Below are 18,430 nucleotides of genomic sequence, written 5' to 3'. Positions count from 1 at the left end.
GAGGCCAATCCGTCCTCCTACACCGTCGCTGATCTGGACGCGCACTTCGAGCGGTTCATGGCGTACCNCGNNNGCGAAGCGGTTCCATTCGGCGGTCTCGGCGTCGGTGGCGACGGCGAGCGCCGAGAGTGGCGTGCCGCCGGGAGCCGCGGCGAACCGCTCGAGGTACGCCATGAACCGCTCGAAGTGCGCGTCCAGATCAGCGACGGTGTAGGAGGACGGATTGGCCTCCATGTCGATGCGCAGCGCGCCCTGCTCGGACTCGTAGACGGTGACCGCCACGTCCTCGGCCGGGCCGGAGGTGAGGAGGTTGAGAGTGCCGGCGGCCTCGCCCAACGTGACCGCCGACGAGAACATCATGATGTTGATGGTGTCGCCGAAGGTGGATCCGACCACCCCCTCGCGCAGCGTGGGCGCCTCCATCCGGGCCGCGGGGTACAGCTGGTGCCGGAGGCCGTTACGAAGGTCGAGGCCGGTGCCGTCGATGATGTCGGAGACGGTGGCGCCGGAGCCGGCGCGTACCGGCACGGGCAGCACGTTGGCCGTCATACCGGTCGAACCGCGAAGCGCGGCGGTGGTACGGGCGGCGACGGGGACGGCGACCGAGATCTCCTCGCGCCCCGACACGGCGGCGACGTACGCGCCGAACGCGGCGATGACCAGGCCGGTGCGGTTGGTGCCCAGACGCTCGGCCGCCGCCTCCAGGCGGGCGCCCGCCTCGGCACTGGGGACGCCGTTGCGCCGCAGGTTCAGGCTCGACGGTGCCGCCACCACGCGACTCAGACCGGCCGCCTCGGGGAGCGTCGCGACGACCCCGGCCCAGTACTCGGCGTCCCCGTCCGCGCGCGCGGACGCGAAGTACTTCTCCTCGGCGGTGACGAAGCCCTCGGGGGCGAGGGGAGCGGGCTTGAGCGGCGGGACCTCGCCACCGGTGGCCTTGGCGGTGTACCGCTCGGCGACGCGGCGCTGGAGGATCGATGCGCCGTAGCCGTCGATGACCACGTGATGCGCGCGGGCGTACCAGAGCCAGCGGTCCTCGGAGACGCGGATGAGGCGGTTGATGATCAGTTCGTCGGTCGCGAGGTCGATCGGCCGGGAGTACTCGGCGCGCATCCACGCGACAGCGGCGTCGATCCGTTGGTCGTCGGGCAGATCGGCGAGACCCAGGTCGATCACCTGCGCGGCACCGTCGATGCTCCGGTCGAGCCACTGCACCGGAGCGCCGGACTCGTCGACCTCGATGCGGACGTACGGCGAGAGGAATTCGTCACTGGTCTCACGCGTCGCGGCCTGCATGATCTCGACGTCGAACGGACCGGTGATGTCGACGTACTGCGCGACGGTGTAGGCGACGTCCGGGGACATCTGCTGACCGAGCCACATTCCGTACTGGGCTCCGGTCAGGGAGTGCACCACGTGGTCCACCAAGCTCTCCTCTACATCACGATCGCAACGCACAACGGTTGCAATCGCAGAATTGTAGGGATGCCGTGCTTGAAATTGCAACATCTTCAATCGCGATTCCTGTAAGCGAAGGTCACAGAAACTGCGCAGGTCGCAAGGGTCGTGTTTAACACTATTCACCGGACCGTCAGCATCCTGCAGGTTTACTTCGTCCTGAAGCCGCGATGTCCAGTATCGACTTCACTATTCGAAATATCGCCACCCCGAGCGGCGTCCGCACCGAAGGAGAACGTGTTCCATGTCACACGCGGAATGTCCGGTTCGCGCCGGGGTCGGCGGCCGGCGTTCCGAACCCGATCCCACCGCCCCCTGCCAGGCCTCGCGCCGATGCGCTACATTCGACTCGTGCAGTGGCGCGCTCTTCTCCTCGGTTGCCGCGGCGGGGTCTGATCCAGACCGGCTCCCCGTCGCGGGTTGAGCCGTGGGAACAGCGGCAGCGCCGGTCGAGACCCTCAGGTCGCACGACGACCGATTCCGTCCCTGCCAGCCGCAGGGGCGCTGCGAGAAAGTAACCTTTTTCACCATGAGCCCTGCAGCCGATTCCTACACCTCCGGCGTATCCAAGATCACCGCTCCCGCCGGCCCCCGCAACCCGGGCCAGCCCGCGTGGAACCAGCAGCGCGGAAGCGCCATGCCCGCGCACCGCTACCGCTCCTTCGGCGACGAGGTCGAGCAGATCGCGCTTCCCGATCGCACGTGGCCCGACAAGGTCGCGACCACCGCACCGCTGTGGTGCGCCGTGGACCTGCGCGACGGCAACCAGGCCCTCATCGATCCCATGAGCCCCGCGCGCAAGCGCCGCATGTTCGACCTGCTGGTCCGCATGGGCTACAAGGAGATCGAGGTCGGATTCCCGTCCGCGAGCCAGACGGACTTCGACTTCGTGCGCGAGATCATCGATGACGGGGCCATCCCGGACGACGTCACGATCCAGGTCCTGGTGCAGTGCCGCGACGAGCTGATCGAGCGCACCTTCGAGGCCTGCCAGGGCGCGAAGAACGTGATCGTGCACTTCTACAACTCGACCTCGGTACTGCAGCGCCGCGTGGTCTTCCGCGCGGACAAGGCGGCGATCAAGAAGATCGCCACCGATGCCGCGCACAAGGTGCTCGAGGAGGAGAAGAAGTACCCGGACACCGCGTGGCGCTACGAGTACTCCCCCGAGTCCTACACGGGCACCGAGCTCTCCTTCGCCAAGGAGGTCTGTGATGCGGTCACCGAGATCATCGCGCCGACGCCGGAGAAGCCGATCATCCTGAACCTGCCCGCCACCGTCGAGATGGCGACGCCGAACGTCTACGCCGACTCGATCGAGTGGATGAGCCGCAACCTGGCCCGCCGCGACAGCGTCATCCTGTCGCTGCATCCGCACAACGACCGCGGCGAGGGCGTCGCGGCGGCCGAGCTGGGCTACCTGGCCGGCGCGGACCGCATCGAGGGCTGCCTGTTCGGCAACGGCGAGCGCACCGGCAACGTCTGCCTGGTGACACTGGGCCTGAACCTGTACAGCCGGGGCATCGACCCCCAGATCACCTTCTCGGACATCGACGAGATCCGGCGCACCGTCGAGTACTGCAATCAGCTGCCGGTGCCCGAGCGGCATCCGTACGGCGGCGACCTCGTCTACACCGCGTTCTCCGGCAGCCACCAGGACGCGATCAACAAGGGCCTCGACCAGATGAAGATCGACGCCGACGACGCCGACAAGGACATCGACGACATCGTGTGGCAGGTCCCCTACCTGCCGATCGACCCCAAGGACGTGGGCCGCAACTACGAGGCCGTGATCCGCGTCAACAGCCAGTCCGGCAAGGGCGGCGTCGCCTACATCATGAAGGCCGACCACGGCCTGCAGCTGCCGCGGCGGCTGCAGATCGAGTTCAGCCAGTCGGTGCAGAAGATCACCGACGGCGAGGGCGGCGAGGTGACGCCCAAGGAGATGTGGGACGTCTTCGCCGGCGAGTACATCGATCCGATCCTGCCGCTGGAGCGCATGCGCCAGAAGGTGACCGCCTCCGAGGTCGACGGCGGCGTCGACCGCATCGACGCAGTGGTGAAGGTGGACGGCAAGGAGCAGGAGATCTCGGGCGAGGGCAACGGCCCGCTCGCTGCGTTCGTCGACGCCATCGGCTCCGTCGGGTTCGAGGTCCGCGTGCTGGACTACAGCGAGCACGCGCTCTCCGCGGGCGACGACGCGCAGGCCGCGGCCTACGTCGAGGCGATCGTGCGTGTCGGCGACGAGGATCGCACGGTCTGGGGCGTCGGCATCGCGCCGTCGATCACCACCGCCTCGCTGCGCGCCGTGGTCTCCGCGGTGAACCGCGCCAACGGAAGTCGCCGGGCCGCCGCCGAAGCGGTCGGCGAGGCATCGACGCGGACCTGGGCTCCGTAGGACTCTCCGGTCGCACCAGACATCCCCGCTCGCCCCGCACGTCCGCGTGGCGAGCGGGGATTTCTGTCGCGCCCGACGAGGTCGGTAGCGGCACCGATCGGTCACGGCACGAAGGTCAGGCGTGAGGCTCGTGTCGCAGAACATCCGACTGCCGTCGTCCCCCGCGCCGCGCCGAATCCCCCACCGGGCGTTCGCTCCCCCACTTCAAGAACGGCGTTCCGTGTGGGTTCGGCCGTCCCCCGCGCGACGCCAACTCCCCCACCAGAAGCCATCTCTCCCACATCGGAAGCCGAGTCCCACGCGAAACACCTGGCTCCTCATCGGGGTTCGGCCGTCCCCCACGCGGAGACGATCCCTCAGGGACGGATGCCCCGACGACCAGGGATGTCTACCGCCTGAGCCCGTGCTTGCGCGCGACGATGCTGGAGACCACCTCGACGGGAACCAGGCGCTTGAGCAGGAAGACCAGCGGGGCGTTGCTCCCGACCGCGACGAACTCGCGGGGCTTGTCGGCCTCGATCGTCTTCACGATCACCTCCGCCACCTGTTTCGGGGTGATGCCCGCACGCTCGTTGGCGTCGAGGTTCTCGATCATGGTGTCGAAGTCGGTGCGGTACACCGAATCGTCGGCGATGTACTTGGTGCGCCGCTCGCCGATGCCGGTCGCGATCGAGCCGGGTTCGACGGTGGACACCGCGACGCCGAAGGGCGAGAGCTCCTGCCGCGCCGCGGAGGCGAAGCCCTTGAGCGCGGCCTTCGCCGCGACGTAGGAGCCGCGGTAGGCGAGCGGGAAGCTGGCGAGCATCGAGCCGACCATGATCACGCGGCCGTACCGCTGCTCGCGCATCGCCGGGAGCAGGCGCTGGGTCAGCTGCACCGCGCCGAAGACGTTCGTCTGGAAGAGGCGATCCACGGCGTCCGCGGGGAGCTCCTCCAGCGGGCCGGACTGGCTCTCGCCCGCGTTGTTGACCACGATGTCGACGTGGCCCGCCGCGGCGGCGCAGGCGGCGACCGAGGCCCGGTCGGCCAGATCCAGCGCCAGGTACTCCACCCCGGGGATCCGCTTGTCCGCCGCGACCCGCTCCGGATCGCGACTGGTACCGATAACTCGATACCCCTTCTGTGCCAACAGCTTCGCCGTCTCGTAGCCGATGCCGGAGGTCGCCCCGGTCACCAGTGCGGTACGTCCGCTCACGCGCCCACTCCCTTTCGTCCACCGGTGGCGGCCGCTGCCGCGCGGCCCGCCGTCATCCCCGAGAATATGCATCCGCCGAGGAACGTGCCCTCCAGTGCGTTGTACCCGTGCACGCCACCGCCGCCGAACCCGGCGACCTCGCCGGCGGCGTACAGGCCGGGTACGGGCGCACCGTCGGGCCCGAGGACGCGCGCCGACAGGTCCGTCTCGAGTCCGCCCAGGGTCTTGCGGGAGAGGATGTTCAGGCGCACCGCGATGAGGGGGCCGTGCTCCGGGTCCAGTATGCGGTGCGGCTTGGCCACCCGCACCACCTTGTCGCCCAGGTAGTTCCGGGCGTTGTGCATCGCCTGCAGCTGCGCGTCCTTGCTGAAGGCATTGGCGGTCTCGCGGTCGCGCGCCTCGATCTGGGTACGCAGACGCTCGAGCTCGACGTGCCCGCCGCGGCCGATCGCGTTCATGCCGGCGACCAACTCCTCCAGGGTGTCGGCCACGACGAAGTCCTCGCCGTGCTGCTTGAAGGCCTCGACGGGGCCCGGCGCGCCCTTCGACTTCACCCGGCCGAGTGCGAGTTTCAAGTCCTTCTCGGTGATGTCGGGGTTCTGCTCCGAACCGGAGAGCGCGAACTCCTTCTCGATGATCGTCTGGGTGAGCACGAACCACGAGTAGTCGTACCCCGTCCCGAGAATCGCCTTCATCGTCGCGTTGGTGTCGAATCCGGGGAAGTTCGGGGCCGCGAAACGGTTCCCGTTCGCGTCGAACCACAGCGACGACGGCCCGGGGATGATGCGGATGGCATGGTCGGGCCAGATCGGGTCCCAGTTGTGGATGCCCTCGGTGTACGCCCAGACCCGCTCGCGGTTCACGATGTTCGCGCCCGCCGCCTCGGAGATCGCGAGCATGCGGCCGTCGACGTGCGCGGGTACGCCGGCGATCACGTGCTGCGGGAACGGACCGAGCCGCTCGGTGGGCCAGTACGTGCGCATGAGATCGAAGTTGTGCCCGATGCCGCCGGAGGTCACGAGCACCGTCGGTGCGCGGAACTCGAACTCCCCGATCGTCTCCCGGCCGCTGGCGACGCCGCGCTCGAGCTCTGTGGGCTCGAGGACCGCGCCGCGGACGCCGACGATCGCGCCGTCCTCGGTGACCAGCTCGTCGACGCGGTGCCGGAAGGCGAAGCGCACCAGCCCCTGCGCCTCGGCGCGCTCGACGGGCTCGCGGAAGACGCGGACCACCTCGGGGCCGGTGCCCCAGGTGAGGTGGAACCGGGGGACGGAGTTGCCGTGGCCGTCGGCCGCGCCCCCGCCCCGCTCCGCCCAGCCGACCACGGGCGTGAAGCCGAGGCCGAGGCGGCGCAGGTAATCGCGCTTGCGGTGCGTCGCGAACTCGACGTAGGCGCGCGCCCACTGCCGGGGCCAGTGGTCCTCGTCCTCGCGGTCGAAGCCGGCCGACCCGGTCCAGTCCTGCCAGGCCAGCTCGAAGGAGTCCTTGATCCCGAGGCGCCGCTGCTCGGGCGAGTCCACGAGGAACAGCCCGCCGAGGCTCCAGAAGGCCTGGCCGCCCAGGTTGTTGCGGTTCTCCTGGTCCAGGATCAGCACGCGCCGTCCCGCCCGCGACAGTTCGTACGCGGCCACGAGACCGGCGAGACCGGCACCCACCACGATCGCATCGGGCGCGGGACCGTCCGATCCGCTCGACATCTCCTCGGTCATGCCCGCCCCTCGATCCATAACTAGACTCGTCGTTCTACTTATCGCTAGCATGGCACGCATCACACCGGTCGTCAACGGAACGGAGGAGCGGTGGCCAAGGGCGAGCAGACCCGCGCGCGCAGCGTGGAGCGTTTCCTCGACGCGGGGCTGGACGTGTTCGCGGAGCGCGGCTTCCACGCGGCCTCGATGGACGAGATCTGCCGCCGTGCAGCCCTGTCCCGCGGCGCCTTCTACTCGAACTTCTCCGGTAAGGAGGCACTGTTCCTCGCGCTCTTCGACCGGCACACGGACCGACAGATCGGCCGCGTCGCCGCGGTGATCGACGGGGCCGGCTCACTCGAGGACGCGATCGCCGCCGCCGCTCTCGCCGCGGCGCCCGACGATCCCGAGGAGCGCCGGTGGGGGCTGCTCTCCACCGAGTTCACCATCTTCGCCGCGCGCGATACGGCCGCCGCCGCGCGGCTCACCGAGCGCGACCGCGCGATCCGGGATCGCCTGTCCGGAGCACTCGCCCGGTTCGTCTCCGCGGACGACGCCGCCGCGCTCGCGCGGTTCGCCGTCGCGCTGTACGAGGGAGTACAGCTCACCCATCTGGTCGACGGCGACTCCGCCGCGGCCCGGGAGCTGCTCCTACGCTTCCTCCCGGCGGGCCTGCACACCGTCGTCGAGCGCTGACGGCGCCCCCACCGCGCGATCGCCGCCGGCGAACACCCCGCACAGCAGGAGTGGCACCAGCAGGATCAGCAGGCTGATCAGGGGGAGGGTCCAGTCTCCGCGCACGCCGTGCAGGACACCCATGAGCATCGGGCCCCACGCGGCGAAGAGGTAGCCCACCGTCTGCGACATCGCCGACAGCGAGACGGCTTCGGCGGTGGTCGCGGCGCGGAGGTTCATCATCGTCACGGCCAGGGAGATCATCGCGCCCAGGCCGAAGCCCACGAAGATGTTGGCGATCCACGCACCGACCCCGTTCCCGAACGCGAGGACGCCGAGCACCCCGAGCCCCTGCAGCCCGACGGCCGCGACCGCGACGATCCGTTGCTCGCGGCGCCGCGCCGCCCATTGCGGGAAGGTCAGCGCCGTGACCACGCTGAGCAGGCCGCCGATCGCGAGCATCGCGCCGCCGGCCTCTGCGGACATCCCGCGGTCCCGGTAGATCGTGGGGATCCATCCGATGAGCGCGTAGGCCTGGAGCGACTGCAGCCCCATGAACCCGGTGACGGCCCATGCGACGGGACTGCGCAGCACCGTCCGGGCGGCGCCGCGGTCGGCGGCACCGTCGACCTCGGGGACGTCCCGCCGGAACCGGAGGTACCGCACGGTGACCGTCGCGAGCAGTGCCGCGGCGACCAGCGAGGGGATCGCCCACAGCGCGAGCGAGGCGCGCCAGCTGCCGCCGAGCGCCGTCGCGCCGGGAACCGTGAGCGCCGAGGCGAAGCCGGTGGACAGGCACACCATCGAGGTGAACATGCCGGTCATCAGTCCGATCCGGTGTGGGAAGAAGATCCGCACGAGCACCGGGCCGAGCACGTTCCCGAGCGCGATGCCCGCGCCCGCGAGCATGGTGCCGCCGAGCAGCACGGCCCAGCTCGGCGCTATCCGTAGAGCGCTGCCGACCGCGATCATCGCGACCGCGGCGGTCGCCACCACGACCGCGGTGTACCGGCGGGCCAGGCGCGGTGCCGCGGCGGAGAACAGGCCGAGGCAGATCACGGGCCCTGTGGTGAGCAGCGCCACCTCGGCGCCGCTGAGGCCGTACGCGTCGCGGATCTCGTCGAGCACCGCGGACGAGCTACCGAAGATCAGGCGCAGGCAGATGCCCATCGTCACGAGGGCGGCCGCGCAGGTGAGAGCGCCGACCGCCCGGAGCGGGGCGGGGGCGGGATCGTGCGGCCGCGGCGTCATCCCCGAAATCATGGGATGAATCGGCGGCGCCCGTCAACTCACCGCCGCGACCTCCTCGTCGAGGGCGCGGAGCACCGCCGCCACCGCGGGCCGGCGCTCGGCCCCCGGCCGCGTGGCGACCTCGAGGATGCGGGCGGCGAGGACGCCGACGATCTCGAGGCCGCGCACACCGGGGTGCGTGACCGCGTGGCGCGCGACGAGCGCCACGCCGAGGCCGCCCGCGACCATCGCCTGGATGGTGTGGAAGTCGTTGATCCGCTGCACCACCCGCGGTTGCACGCCCGTGATCGTCGCGAGGGAGCGGAGCACGTCGTCGACGGGAAAGCCGTCCCGCACGCTGATCCAATCCAGGTCGGCGAGCTGCGACGCGTCGACCCGGCCGACTGCGGCGAGCGGATGGTCCATCGGCACCACGAGGTCGATCGGCTCGCGCATGAGGACGCGGGAGGCGATCCGCGGACCGCCCAGCGGCGCCGCCCGCTCGTCGCGGTGCGCGACCACGACGTCCGCGTCGGCGAGCATCGCGGGCAGTTCCGTGCCGGGCAGGTCCGCGTCCGCGGCGGCCACCTGGATCCCGGCCGCGGCAGTACGCCGCAGCACACCCGGCAGGAGGAGCTCGGCGGCCGAGGGGAAGAGCGTCAACCGGACCACGCCGATCGGCGTCGAGCGGTAGCGGTCCATCTCCGCCCGGGCCCGGTCGAGCTCGCCCAGGACCGACTCCGCGCGGACCACGAGCGCCATTCCGGCGTCGGTGAGGCGCACCCGCCGGCCGTCGGGTTCGAGCAGGTCGACGCCCGCCTCGCGCGCGAGCACCTTGAGCTGTTGGGACACGGCCGACGGCGTCATGTCCATCGCCCGCGCCGTCGCGACGACGGTGCCGCGATCGGCGAGCTCGCGCAGGATCCGCAAGCGGTGCACGTCCATGCGCACCGAGAGTACGCGGGCCTCAGCGCAGGGCGTACCCGCCGTCGACGTACAGCGTCGAGCCCGTCGTGTACGTGTTCGTGAACAGGTGGACCACTGCGGCGGCGATCTCCTCCTCGGTCCCCGGCCTCGCGAGCACGGCCTCGCGCTCGATGTGCGCGAAGGCCGCTTCGCGCACCTCCGGAGGCCGGCCCGCCCAGAGATTCCCGTCGACGGTGCCCGGCGCGATCGCGGTGACGCGCACGGGCGCCAGCTCGACCGCCAGGCCGCGGGCGAGGCCCTCGATCGCCGCGTTCGCAGCGACGTAGGGAGCCGCCGGGCCCGCCGGACGCACACTGTCCGCACCCGAGGTGAGCACGATCGCGGCGTCGGCGGTGAGCTTCGGCAGCGCGGCCCTGACCACGCGGTACTGGCCCCAGAACTTCGACTCGAAGGGACTGCGCGCATCCTCGACGGGAAGATCCCGGAACGACCCGACGGTGTAGGTGGCCGCCGTGGTGAACAGCGCGTCGACCGCCTCGACCTCGGCGAAGAAGTCTTCCACCGAGTCGGGATCCGCAGTGTCCACGGTCCGCGCCGTCGCAGCGGGACCGAGCTCGGCGACCGCACCGTCGAGCCGCTCCTGCGAGCGTCCCCCGAGCACGACCCGGGCGCCGTCGGCCACGACGAGACGGGCGACGGCCAGGCCGATTCCGCTGCCTCCCCCAATGAGTACGACGGTACGGTCACGCAGCGCGAAGGTCATGCCGCGAAATCTAACGACCACGCCCCCGCGCGCGGCAGTGCTCCGCGCCGCGTGATTCCAGGTCCATGTAGTCAAGCTAAATGGACGGTCAAGAAGTATTCGATTGTCCTTCCGTTCAGGGGCCAGCACAGTGGAGGGCATGACCCCCCGCCACCGCCTCGTCGCCCTCACCGTCGTCGTGCTCTGGGGGCTGAACTTCCTCGCCATCCGCTACGGCCTCGACTACTTCCCACCCCTGTTCCTGGGCGCGCTGCGCTTCCTCGTGCTGGCGCTGCCGGTGCTGCTCTTCGTGCGGCCGCCGAAGGGACCGGTGAAATGGCTGCTGCTCTACGGCATCGGCTCGGGCACCTTCCAGTTCGGCCTGCTGTTCACCGCGATGCACATCGGGATGCCCACGGGCCTGGCATCGCTGGTGCTGCAGTCCTCCGCCCCGTTCACGGTTCTCCTCGGCGCCGTGCTGCTCCACGAGAAGCTCACCGTCCGGCAGGTCGCCGGCATCGGCATCGCCGTCGTCGGCATGGGCCTGATCATCGCCGACCGCGCGGACGCCGCGGCCGGGGTGGGGGTGCTCGGCGTGATCCTCACGCTGCTCGGCGGGCTCAGCTGGGCGTTCGGCAACATCGGGCAGCGGCTGGCGGCACCGTCGGAGCCCTTCCGTTTCACCCTGTGGATGTCGGTGATCCCGCCCCTGCCGATGCTGGCGCTCAGCGCCGCGATCGAGGGCCCCACCACGGGCTGGAAGGCCCTGGCCCACAGCCTCGACGGCGCCGACGGCCGCCTCGCGCTGCTGGGCGTCGCGTACATCGCGATCCTCAGCACCGTCGTCGGATACGGGCTGTGGGGCTCGCTGATGGCCCGCTACCCGGCGTCGACGGTCGCGCCCGCGACGCTCCTGGTCCCGGTGGTCGGCATCGCCGCGAGCGCGGTGGTCCTCGGCGAGCATCCGACGGCGCTCGCGCTGACGGGCGCCGCGATCGTGATCACCGGCTGCCTGCTGGGGATGCTGCGCAAGCCCGCGCCGCTACCGCTCGGCGATGAGGGCGATGGTGCCGGCGGCGAGCTCGACGTCACCGTCGCCGATGACCTCGGCGAGCGCGGCGCGCAACGCGATCCGGCGGTCGTCCGGCAGGGTTGAGTGGCCCGAGTAGGTGAAGACCAGGTCGAGCCAGCGGTCCTTCTCCTGCGTCTCGGTCCAGGAGTCCTCGCGCTCGGTCACCGTGAACCCCGCGGCCTCGAACCGGCCACGGAGCTCGGCCATCCGGTACATCTGGTCGTGCGGGGTGCCCGCACCCGCGGCCTCGACGTTCACGTAGTCCTCGCTCGCGGCCCGCAGTTCGTCGTTCGACGGTGCGGTCGGCCGCAGCCTGTTCCAGAGCAGGACGACGCGACCGCCCGGGTTGAGCAGGCCGGCCAGGCGCGGGACCGCGGTGTCGGCGTCGACCCAGTGCCAGGATTGGCCGAAGGTGACCAGGTCGTAGGTCCGGCCGCGCGCGTCCCACTCCTCGAAGGTCGCGACCTCGGCGGGCACGCCGGAGGCGCGCGCGACGTCGGCCATGGCACCGTCGGGCTCCACGGCCAGCACGTCCATTCCCCGGTCGCGGAGCTGCCGGGCGAGGATGCCCGTGCCCGCGCCGACGTCGAGGGCCGCGCCCGCGGTCGCGACGGCGTCGAGCGTGACGTCGCTGTAGCGGGGACGGAGCCGGTCGTAGGCGTCGGCGATCGCCCCGAAGGAGAGGGCGCGGCGCCGATCTTCATGGAGTTCGGGCATGAGTCCAGGGTAGGCCGGGGTGCCCTATCCTGGAGCGCATGCCCGGACTCCCCCTCCGCGCCCGCGCGGCGCTGCTCGCCGCCCGATCCGCAGCCTGGGCGTCGCAGCGCGCCGGACGCGGCAAGGGCTCGATGATCGGCGGCCTCGTCGCACTCAAGATCGAACCGAACCTCATGTCCCGGCTCGCCGCCGGCAAGCGGACCGTCGTCGTGACCGGCACCAACGGCAAGTCGACCACCACCCGGATGACCGCCGCCGCGCTCGGCACGCTGGGCCGTGAGGTCGCCACCCAGGCCGACGGGGCCAACATGGACGCCGGCATCGTCGCCACGCTCACCGCGCACCGGCGCGCGCCGCTCGCGGCCCTCGAGGTCGACGAGCTGCACGTCCCGCACGTCCTGGACGCGACGGGTGCCGAGGCGCTGGTGCTGCTGAACCTGTCCCGCGACCAGCTCGACCGGGTCGGCGAGATCAACGCCATCGAGCGCCGGCTGCGCGCGGGCGTCGAGGCGCACCCCGAGCTCGCGGTGATCGCCAACTGCGACGACGTGCTCGTGACCTCCGTCGCGTACGACGCGAAGAACGTCGTCTGGGTCGCTGCCGGCGCGGGCTGGACCAGCGACTCCACCTCGTGCCCCCGCTCGGGGGAGCCCATCGTCCGCGACGGCGCCCACTGGTACTCGACGGGGACCGATTTCTCCCGGCCCGAGCCCGATTGGTGGGTGGACGAGACCTCCATCTACGGACCCGACGGCTTCGTCGCCCCGCTCACGCTGCGCCTGCCGGGCCGCGCCAACCGCGGCAACGCCGCGCAGGCCGTGGCCGCCGCCGTGGCGATGGGCGCCGACCCGGTGGCAGCGGTCGAGGCCGTCGGCACCGTCGGCGAGGTCGCCGGACGGTATGCGACGGTCACCGTCGGCGAGCACACCGTGCGGATGCTGCTGGCGAAGAATCCCGCCGGCTGGCAGGAGGCGATGTCGATGATCGACGGCACCGCCGAGGGCCTGGTGATCGCGGTGAACGGGCAGGTGCCCGACGGCGAGGACCTCTCCTGGCTGTGGGACGTGCAGTTCGAGCGGTTCGAGAACGGGAAGGTCGTGGCGTCCGGCGAGCGCGGCGCCGACCTCGCCGTCCGGCTGACGTACGCCGGCGCCGAGCACTCCCTCGTGGCGGATCCGCTCGCGGCGATCGCCTCGTGCCCTCCCGGGCGCGTCGAGGTGCTCGCGAACTACACGGCGTTCCGCGACCTCAACACGGCACTGGAAGGGCGGCGCGCGTGATCGACTTCTCCGGATCCGAGGCCCGGATCACCGAATCCACGTTGGTCATCGGCCTGGTGCTGCCCGACGTGATGGGCACCTACGGCGACGGCGGCAACGCCCTCGTGCTGCGCCAGCGCGCGCGGCTGCGCGGGATCGACGCCGAGGTCCTGCCGATCACGCTGGCCGACCCGGTGCCCGCGACGTGCGACATCTACACCCTGGGCGGGGCCGAGGACTACGCGCAGCGCCTCGCCACCCGGCACCTCACCCAGTACCCCGGCATGCAGGAGGCGGCGTCGAAGGGCGCGCCCGTGCTGGCCATCTGCGCCGCGATCCAGGTGCTCGGCCATTGGTACGAGACGTCCGAGGGCGAGCGGGTGGACGGCATCTCGCTGTTCGACCTCACCACGACACCGCAGGCGACCCGTTCGATCGGCGAGATCGAGGGCGTGCCGCTGATCGACGGGCTCTCCGCTCCGCTCACGGGGTTCGAGAACCACCGCGGCGGTTCGGCTCTCGGCCCGGACGCCGCGCCGCTGATGCGCGTGGTCCGGGGCACGGGCAACGGTGCGGGCGCCGCGGTCGACGGGGTCGTGCAGGGCAGCGTGCTCGGCACCTACATGCACGGCCCGGCCCTCGCGCGGAACCCGGAGCTGGCCGACTACCTGTTGGCCCGCGCGACAGGGCGTTCGCTCGCGCCGCTGGACCTGCCGGACGTGGATCTGCTGCGGCGCGAGCGCCTGCGGAAGTAGTGCCTGCGCGGCGGACGGTGCCCTGCCCGTGTGGGCGCGGCTGAGGGCCCGAACGAGTTGAGGTGCATGTCTCCCCGAGAAGCCATGCGTGCCGCGCATGGCTTCGTTTGACCAGTTCAGAGCGCATTTCTCCGGAGCGAGCCATGCGCCGGACGCATGCCTGCTCGACGCGGCGCGAGCAGAGGGGCTGCCGGTCGTCTCGCCGGGCGCGGAGTAGTCACCAGAGGCCGAGCACCGCCTGCTCGGTGGAGAGCAGGCGCATCTTGGTCGTGACCCCGCCGCCGGCGGAGAAGCCGCCCGTCCTGCCGTTCGCGGCGGTCACGCGGTGGCAGGGCACGACCGGCGGGAAGGGGTTCTCGCCCAGCGCCCGGCCGACGGCGCGCGCGGAGCCGGGAAGCCCTATCTCCGTGGCGATCTCGCCGTACGTGCGGGTGGAGCCGGGCGGGATCCGGCGGGCCACGTCGTAGACGGAGCGCTGGAAGTCGGTGAGCCCCTGCATGTCCAGGGGCACCCAGCCGAGGTCGTCGTCGAGGTTCGCGCCGGAGACCAGGTCGACGACGGCCGTGATCACCCGCTCGATCGCGGGCGGCGGCGCGGCCGGCTCCGCGCCCTCGCCGAGATGCTGCGCGGTGGCCTCGTCGGACTCCTCCGGCAGCCGGACCGCGGTCACGGCACCGTCGGCGCCCCAGGCGATCCCACACCGCCCCACAGCGGTGTCGAAGAGGGCGAACCCGGCGGGCACGTCAGCCCACCTCGCGCGCGAGGAGGTCGAGGTTGGCCGTCATGTAGTCGCGCCAGAGGCCGAGGCGGAAGTCGATGATCTGCGCCTCCTGCTCCGGGTGCTCCGCGATGTACTCGCTCAGAGGCGAGGCCCCCGTGCCGGCGCGCGCCCACTGCCGCACCAGCGCGCCGCCCTCGGCGGGTTCGACCTCGAATCCCCACGTGGCCAGCGGATCACCGGCCGGGCCCACGCGCCAGACCCAGCGCCGGCCCTCCTCGAGCTCGGTGACCTCGGGCTCGGTGAACCACTCGCCGATCTCGGGGTCGGCGTTGTGCCCACGGAACCGCGCTCCCACGGCGACGCCGTCGGCACCGTCGAGCCACTCGGCGCGCAGCAGCTCTCCCTCGGCCCGCGCGGGGAGCGTGATGTCGGTGACGAGACGCCACGCCTCCTCCGGGCTGCAGGAGAGCTTCCGGGTGACCTCGATGATCGGATGGTCGCGCAGGCGCATGCTGTGATCCTATTCCGCGGCCCGCGCAGCGGCCTCGATCTTCGCGCGGTAGGCGACCCGATCGACGCCGTCCGGGAGGTTGGTGTTGCCGGGCTGCAGACCGGCCGCGCCGTCGATCAGTTCGCGGACGATGTCGGCCTGCCCGGCGTGCCGGTCGAGGTCGAAGAAGGTGTGCATCGCGAGGCGGTGCAGCGTGACCGACCGGCCCCGCTCTCCCCACCACGGCACCGTGCCCGTGGCCGCGAGTGGCAACTCGGCGAGGGTCGCGGTGGCGTGCGCCCGCGACTGGGCGAACAGGTCGACGATCGCCGCCGTCGGCTCGTCGGCCCGCACCCACAGATCGTCGTCCGGGAGGTGATCGGGCGACTCCGGATCGGGGAGGAACGGGTGCGAGAAGGGCCGGCCGAAGCAGCCCCCGAGGTACCCCGAGTCGACCATCGCGCAGTGCTTGATCAGCCCGAGGAGGTTGGTGCCCGTGGGCGTGCGCGGCCGCCGCAGGTCGTACTCGCCGAGGCCGTCGAGCTTCCAGATCAGCGCGTCGCGCGCCTGGTCCAGGTAGTGCTGGATGTCGGCCTTGAGGGCCGCGTCGTGCGACGGATCTGCCATGCCCCGACGGTGCCACACCGCACCGACAGGTTCTACGCCCCGACCGCCCGGGGTTCGACGACGACGCAGCGCTCGCGCGTGCCGTCGACCGCGAACCAGCCGCGCTCGAACTCCTGCCAGCGCACGAGCTCGGCGCGCGACTCCTCCCCGTCCCGCGCCACGGCCCGCTCGAGTCGCTGTTCGGCGGTACCGCCGTCCAGCCAGAGCCCCAGCGACAGGCGGTCGGCGAAGGAACGGCGTGCGCTGGAGACGCCCTCGACCACGATGAGCGAGGCGCGGGGCACGCGCAGCTCCTCGCCCGGCGTCGGCACCCCGTCGCGCCAGACTATGGGGCGATAGAAGGCGTCGCGGCCGCGCACCAGCGGGTCGATGACCTCGGCGACGAGCTGCGGCCACCACGACACGGGGTCGTCCCAGGCGGCGTAGTGGTCCGTGCGGATCAGGGCGACGCGGGCACCGTCGGCCCGGAGATCGCCGACGAGGCGCTGCGCGTAGGTCGACTTGCCGGCCCCGGAGGGACCGTCGATCGCGACGATGCCCTCGGGCGCGCCCAACCGGGCCAACAGCTCTGCGGCGTCCATCGGCTCAGCTCGGCGGCGTCTCTTCGAGGACGCGGGGCGGCTCGGACAGCGAGCGGCGGCCGCTCATGGCGCGGCCGAGGGTCAGCTCGTCGGCGAACTCGAGCTCGGCGCCCATCGGCAGGCCCGCGGCGGGGCGCGTGACGGTGAGACCGGGGAAGTCCTTGAGCATCCGGACGAGGAAGGCCGCGGTGGCCTCGCCCTCGGTGTTCGGATCGGTCGCGATGATCACCTCGTCGACATCGACGCCGTCGACCGAGGTACCGAGCCGGACGAGCAGCTCGCGGATCCGCAGTTTGTCCGGACCGATCGATTTGATCGGGTTCAACGCGCCGCCGAGGACGTGGTAGAGCCCGCGGTACTCGCGGGTGCGCTCGACGGCCTGGACGTCCTTGGCCTCCTCGACCACGCAGATCTTGGAGGCGTCGCGGCGCGGATCGGAGCAGATCCGGCACCGGGTCTCGGCGGAGACGTTGCCGCACACCTCGCAGTAGCGCACGTCGTTGCGCACGCGGGTGAGCGCGTTCGTGAGCCGATCGATGTCGGTGGGCTGCACCCCCAGGAGGTGGAACGCGATGCGCTGCGCGCCGCGCGGCCCCACCCCCGGGAGCTTCGCCAACTCGTCGATCAGCTCCTGAACGGGTCCTTCGTACACGTGCCGACCGTCAGAAGGGCAGGCCGCCGGCCAGCGGCCCCATCTTCTGCTGCGCGACGGCGGCGGTGTTCTCCGCCAGGTTCGAGAGCGCACCGAGGACCAGGTCCTGCAGGGTCTCGACGTCCTCCGGGTCGACCACCTTGGGGTCGATGGTCACGGACTTCACCTGGCCGTCGCCGGTGCCGGTGACCGTGACGAGGCCGCCGCCGGCCTGGCCCTCGACCGTCGTGACCGCGAGTTCCTCCTGGGCCGCCATGAGCTGCTGCTGCATCGCGCCGACCTGTGCCATCAGGTCTTCCATCGAGCCTCCGGGCTGCATGTGCCGTCTCCCTCCGCCGGTCAGGTGACCCGCTATGTCCGATTCGTGTTACTTGTGTTACCGCTGTGCCGGTTGGGGCGGTACAGTGCGATCCGTGACGAACCGCCGTTCCGCCCTTCTAGCCGCGACCGTGCTCCCCGCACTGGTCCTCTCCGGCTGCACCATCGGTGACGCAGGACAGCAGCGGAACGCGGCCGCGCCCTCCAGCCTATCGCCCGCCGGGCCCGCCCTCGTGAACAACGCGGCGCCACTCACCGCGGGTGCGCTGAGCGGGAAGAAGATCTTCGTCGATCCCGGCCACAACGGGGCGAACGACGACTCGATCAACAAGCAGGTCCCCACCGGCCGCGGCGGCACCAAGCCCTGCCAGACGACGGGGACGACCAGCGTGAACGGGGTTCCCGAGCACACCTTCAACTACGCCGTGGCGTACAAGCTCTACCAGGCCCTCACGGCCGCGGGCGCGCAGGTGATGCTCTCCCGCAACGACGACACGTCCGTCGCGTCGTGCATCGACGCCCGCGCCGAGGCCGCCAACAAGTGGGGCGCCGACGCCGCCGTCAGCATCCACGCCGACGGCTCCGCCCCCGGCAACCGCGGGTTTCACGTGAATCTCTCCTCGCCGCCGCTCAACCCCGCGCAGCAGACCGCGAGCCCCGCGTATGCCGCGAAGATGCGGGACGCGCTCGTCGCGGGTGGCTTCACGCCCGCCACATACATCGGGTCGGGCGGCCTCTACCCGCGCTCGGACCTCGCCGGACTCAACCTCGCGACGGTGCCGTCGGTGCTGGTCGAGGCGGGCAACCTCCGGGACGCGACCGAGGCGAAGCTGCTCGAATCGGCCGACGGCCAGCAGCGGCTCGCCGACGCGATCGGCGCCGGGCTCGCCGCCTACCTCGCCGCGCCGCAGACCCGGTAGTCGTG

General features: G+C 71.4%; 19 protein-coding genes. 6 read left to right on the top strand and 13 right to left on the bottom strand.

Translation table 11 applies throughout. From position 1 onward, the window contains the following. Positions 1 to 73: 73 nt before the first annotated feature. Positions 74 to 1,425 (bottom strand): condensation domain-containing protein (locus tag ACNAYW_RS01760; protein ID WP_415848036.1); only part of this gene is annotated, 1,352 nt, incomplete at its 3' end. Positions 1,426 to 1,987: 562 nt separating this feature from the next. Between ACNAYW_RS01760 and leuA the strand changes: the two genes are divergently transcribed. Continuing rightward, on the top strand, positions 1,988 to 3,856 hold the full coding sequence (leuA, locus tag ACNAYW_RS01755) for a 2-isopropylmalate synthase (RefSeq protein ID WP_415848035.1): 1,869 nt from the start codon (positions 1,988 to 1,990) through the stop codon (positions 3,854 to 3,856). A gap of 388 nt (positions 3,857 to 4,244) precedes the next feature. On the opposite strand, the gene ACNAYW_RS01750 is transcribed toward leuA, so the two are convergent. After that, complete coding sequence (locus ACNAYW_RS01750; protein WP_415848034.1) at positions 4,245 to 5,051, bottom strand: SDR family oxidoreductase; 807 nt, start codon at positions 5,049 to 5,051, stop codon at positions 4,245 to 4,247. Further along, entirely contained in the window at positions 5,048 to 6,760 is a 1,713-nt protein-coding gene (locus ACNAYW_RS01745) for an FAD-binding dehydrogenase (RefSeq protein WP_415848033.1), read from the bottom strand. Before ACNAYW_RS01745 ends, ACNAYW_RS01750 begins: the two co-directional genes overlap by 4 nt. 90 nt (positions 6,761 to 6,850) lie before the next feature. Between ACNAYW_RS01745 and ACNAYW_RS01740 the strand changes: the two genes are divergently transcribed. After that, complete coding sequence (locus ACNAYW_RS01740; protein ID WP_415848032.1) at positions 6,851 to 7,435, top strand: TetR/AcrR family transcriptional regulator; 585 nt, start codon at positions 6,851 to 6,853, stop codon at positions 7,433 to 7,435. On the opposite strand, the gene ACNAYW_RS01735 is transcribed toward ACNAYW_RS01740, so the two are convergent. The 3 genes from ACNAYW_RS01735 to ACNAYW_RS01725 are packed head-to-tail and all read right to left on the bottom strand — an operon-like array spanning position 7,391 to position 10,334. Further along, positions 7,391 to 8,665 (bottom strand): MFS transporter, encoded by a 1,275-nt coding sequence (locus ACNAYW_RS01735; RefSeq protein WP_415848031.1) that lies wholly within the window; start codon positions 8,663 to 8,665, stop codon positions 7,391 to 7,393. The two genes, ACNAYW_RS01740 and ACNAYW_RS01735, sit on opposite strands and share 45 nt — an antisense overlap. Positions 8,666 to 8,698: 33 nt before the next feature. Next, positions 8,699 to 9,589: a LysR family transcriptional regulator gene (locus ACNAYW_RS01730; protein WP_415848030.1), complete on the bottom strand. Its 891-nt coding sequence runs from the start codon at positions 9,587 to 9,589 to the stop codon at positions 8,699 to 8,701. Between the two features lie 22 nt (positions 9,590 to 9,611). Next, the gene (locus ACNAYW_RS01725) at positions 9,612 to 10,334 is read right to left on the bottom strand and encodes an SDR family oxidoreductase (RefSeq protein WP_415848029.1); all 723 of its coding nucleotides are present in this window, start codon (positions 10,332 to 10,334) and stop codon (positions 9,612 to 9,614) included. A gap of 139 nt (positions 10,335 to 10,473) precedes the next feature. On the opposite strand from ACNAYW_RS01725, the gene ACNAYW_RS01720 reads away from it, so the two are divergent. Next, positions 10,474 to 11,469: an EamA family transporter gene (locus ACNAYW_RS01720; RefSeq protein ID WP_415848028.1), complete on the top strand. Its 996-nt coding sequence runs from the start codon at positions 10,474 to 10,476 to the stop codon at positions 11,467 to 11,469. Here the strand turns inward: ACNAYW_RS01720 and ACNAYW_RS01715 are convergent. Then, on the bottom strand, positions 11,356 to 12,102 hold the full coding sequence (locus tag ACNAYW_RS01715) for a class I SAM-dependent methyltransferase (protein WP_415848027.1): 747 nt from the start codon (positions 12,100 to 12,102) through the stop codon (positions 11,356 to 11,358). The genes ACNAYW_RS01720 and ACNAYW_RS01715 overlap by 114 nt on opposite strands. Positions 12,103 to 12,140: 38 nt before the next feature. Between ACNAYW_RS01715 and ACNAYW_RS01710 the strand changes: the two genes are divergently transcribed. Together ACNAYW_RS01710 and ACNAYW_RS01705 are read left to right on the top strand one after the other, a co-directional pair. Beyond that, on the top strand, positions 12,141 to 13,382 hold the full coding sequence (locus ACNAYW_RS01710; protein ID WP_415848026.1) for a Mur ligase family protein: 1,242 nt from the start codon (positions 12,141 to 12,143) through the stop codon (positions 13,380 to 13,382). 26 nt (positions 13,383 to 13,408) lie between these two features. Further along, complete coding sequence (locus tag ACNAYW_RS01705) at positions 13,409 to 14,116, top strand: type 1 glutamine amidotransferase (protein ID WP_415848210.1); 708 nt, start codon at positions 13,409 to 13,411, stop codon at positions 14,114 to 14,116. A gap of 217 nt (positions 14,117 to 14,333) precedes the next feature. Here the strand turns inward: ACNAYW_RS01705 and ACNAYW_RS01700 are convergent, their stop codons facing one another. From ACNAYW_RS01700 to ACNAYW_RS01675, 6 genes are read right to left on the bottom strand one after another with little or no spacing between them, the layout of a single operon-like run. Further along, complete coding sequence (locus tag ACNAYW_RS01700) at positions 14,334 to 14,858, bottom strand: methylated-DNA--[protein]-cysteine S-methyltransferase (RefSeq protein WP_415848025.1); 525 nt, start codon at positions 14,856 to 14,858, stop codon at positions 14,334 to 14,336. Between the two features lies 1 nt (position 14,859). Next, entirely contained in the window at positions 14,860 to 15,348 is a 489-nt protein-coding gene (locus ACNAYW_RS01695) for an SRPBCC family protein (RefSeq protein ID WP_415848024.1), read from the bottom strand. Positions 15,349 to 15,357: 9 nt separating this feature from the next. Beyond that, positions 15,358 to 15,954 (bottom strand): DinB family protein, encoded by a 597-nt coding sequence (locus ACNAYW_RS01690; protein WP_415848023.1) that lies wholly within the window; start codon positions 15,952 to 15,954, stop codon positions 15,358 to 15,360. Positions 15,955 to 15,986: 32 nt separating this feature from the next. Beyond that, positions 15,987 to 16,535 (bottom strand): uridine kinase family protein, encoded by a 549-nt coding sequence (locus ACNAYW_RS01685; protein WP_415848022.1) that lies wholly within the window; start codon positions 16,533 to 16,535, stop codon positions 15,987 to 15,989. 4 nt (positions 16,536 to 16,539) lie between these two features. Beyond that, entirely contained in the window at positions 16,540 to 17,187 is a 648-nt protein-coding gene (gene recR, locus ACNAYW_RS01680; RefSeq protein ID WP_415848021.1) for a recombination mediator RecR, read from the bottom strand. Positions 17,188 to 17,197: 10 nt separating this feature from the next. Then, positions 17,198 to 17,506: a YbaB/EbfC family nucleoid-associated protein gene (locus ACNAYW_RS01675; protein WP_415848020.1), complete on the bottom strand. Its 309-nt coding sequence runs from the start codon at positions 17,504 to 17,506 to the stop codon at positions 17,198 to 17,200. A 94-nt stretch (positions 17,507 to 17,600) separates the two neighbouring features. Here ACNAYW_RS01675 and ACNAYW_RS01670 point away from each other — a divergent pair, with 94 nt between their 5' ends. After that, positions 17,601 to 18,425: an Rv3717 family N-acetylmuramoyl-L-alanine amidase gene (locus ACNAYW_RS01670; RefSeq protein WP_415848019.1), complete on the top strand. Its 825-nt coding sequence runs from the start codon at positions 17,601 to 17,603 to the stop codon at positions 18,423 to 18,425. Positions 18,426 to 18,430: the final 5 nt, after the last annotated feature.

It is taken from the genome of Tsukamurella ocularis (assembly GCF_965138335.1).
Taxonomy (GTDB): Bacteria; Actinomycetota; Actinomycetes; order Mycobacteriales; family Mycobacteriaceae; genus Tsukamurella; species Tsukamurella ocularis_A.
The sequence above is the reverse complement of the archived record's forward strand: the minus strand, read 5'-3'. Positions and strand labels throughout refer to the sequence as shown.

Coding starts and splice junctions, on each gene's coding strand:
- leuA (WP_415848035.1), top strand. CDS start 1,988: ATGAGCCCTGCAGCCGATTCCTACACCTCCGGCGTATCCAAGATCACC.
- ACNAYW_RS01745 (WP_415848033.1), bottom strand. CDS start 6,760: ATGACCGAGGAGATGTCGAGCGGATCGGACGGTCCCGCGCCCGATGCG.
- ACNAYW_RS01735 (WP_415848031.1), bottom strand. CDS start 8,665: ATGACGCCGCGGCCGCACGATCCCGCCCCCGCCCCGCTCCGGGCGGTC.
- ACNAYW_RS01730 (WP_415848030.1), bottom strand. CDS start 9,589: ATGGACGTGCACCGCTTGCGGATCCTGCGCGAGCTCGCCGATCGCGGC.
- ACNAYW_RS01725 (WP_415848029.1), bottom strand. CDS start 10,334: ATGACCTTCGCGCTGCGTGACCGTACCGTCGTACTCATTGGGGGAGGC.
- ACNAYW_RS01720 (WP_415848028.1), top strand. CDS start 10,474: ATGACCCCCCGCCACCGCCTCGTCGCCCTCACCGTCGTCGTGCTCTGG.
- ACNAYW_RS01715 (WP_415848027.1), bottom strand. CDS start 12,102: ATGCCCGAACTCCATGAAGATCGGCGCCGCGCCCTCTCCTTCGGGGCG.
- ACNAYW_RS01710 (WP_415848026.1), top strand. CDS start 12,141: ATGCCCGGACTCCCCCTCCGCGCCCGCGCGGCGCTGCTCGCCGCCCGA.
- ACNAYW_RS01695 (WP_415848024.1), bottom strand. CDS start 15,348: ATGCGCCTGCGCGACCATCCGATCATCGAGGTCACCCGGAAGCTCTCC.
- ACNAYW_RS01690 (WP_415848023.1), bottom strand. CDS start 15,954: ATGGCAGATCCGTCGCACGACGCGGCCCTCAAGGCCGACATCCAGCAC.
- ACNAYW_RS01685 (WP_415848022.1), bottom strand. CDS start 16,535: ATGGACGCCGCAGAGCTGTTGGCCCGGTTGGGCGCGCCCGAGGGCATC.
- ACNAYW_RS01675 (WP_415848020.1), bottom strand. CDS start 17,506: ATGCAGCCCGGAGGCTCGATGGAAGACCTGATGGCACAGGTCGGCGCG.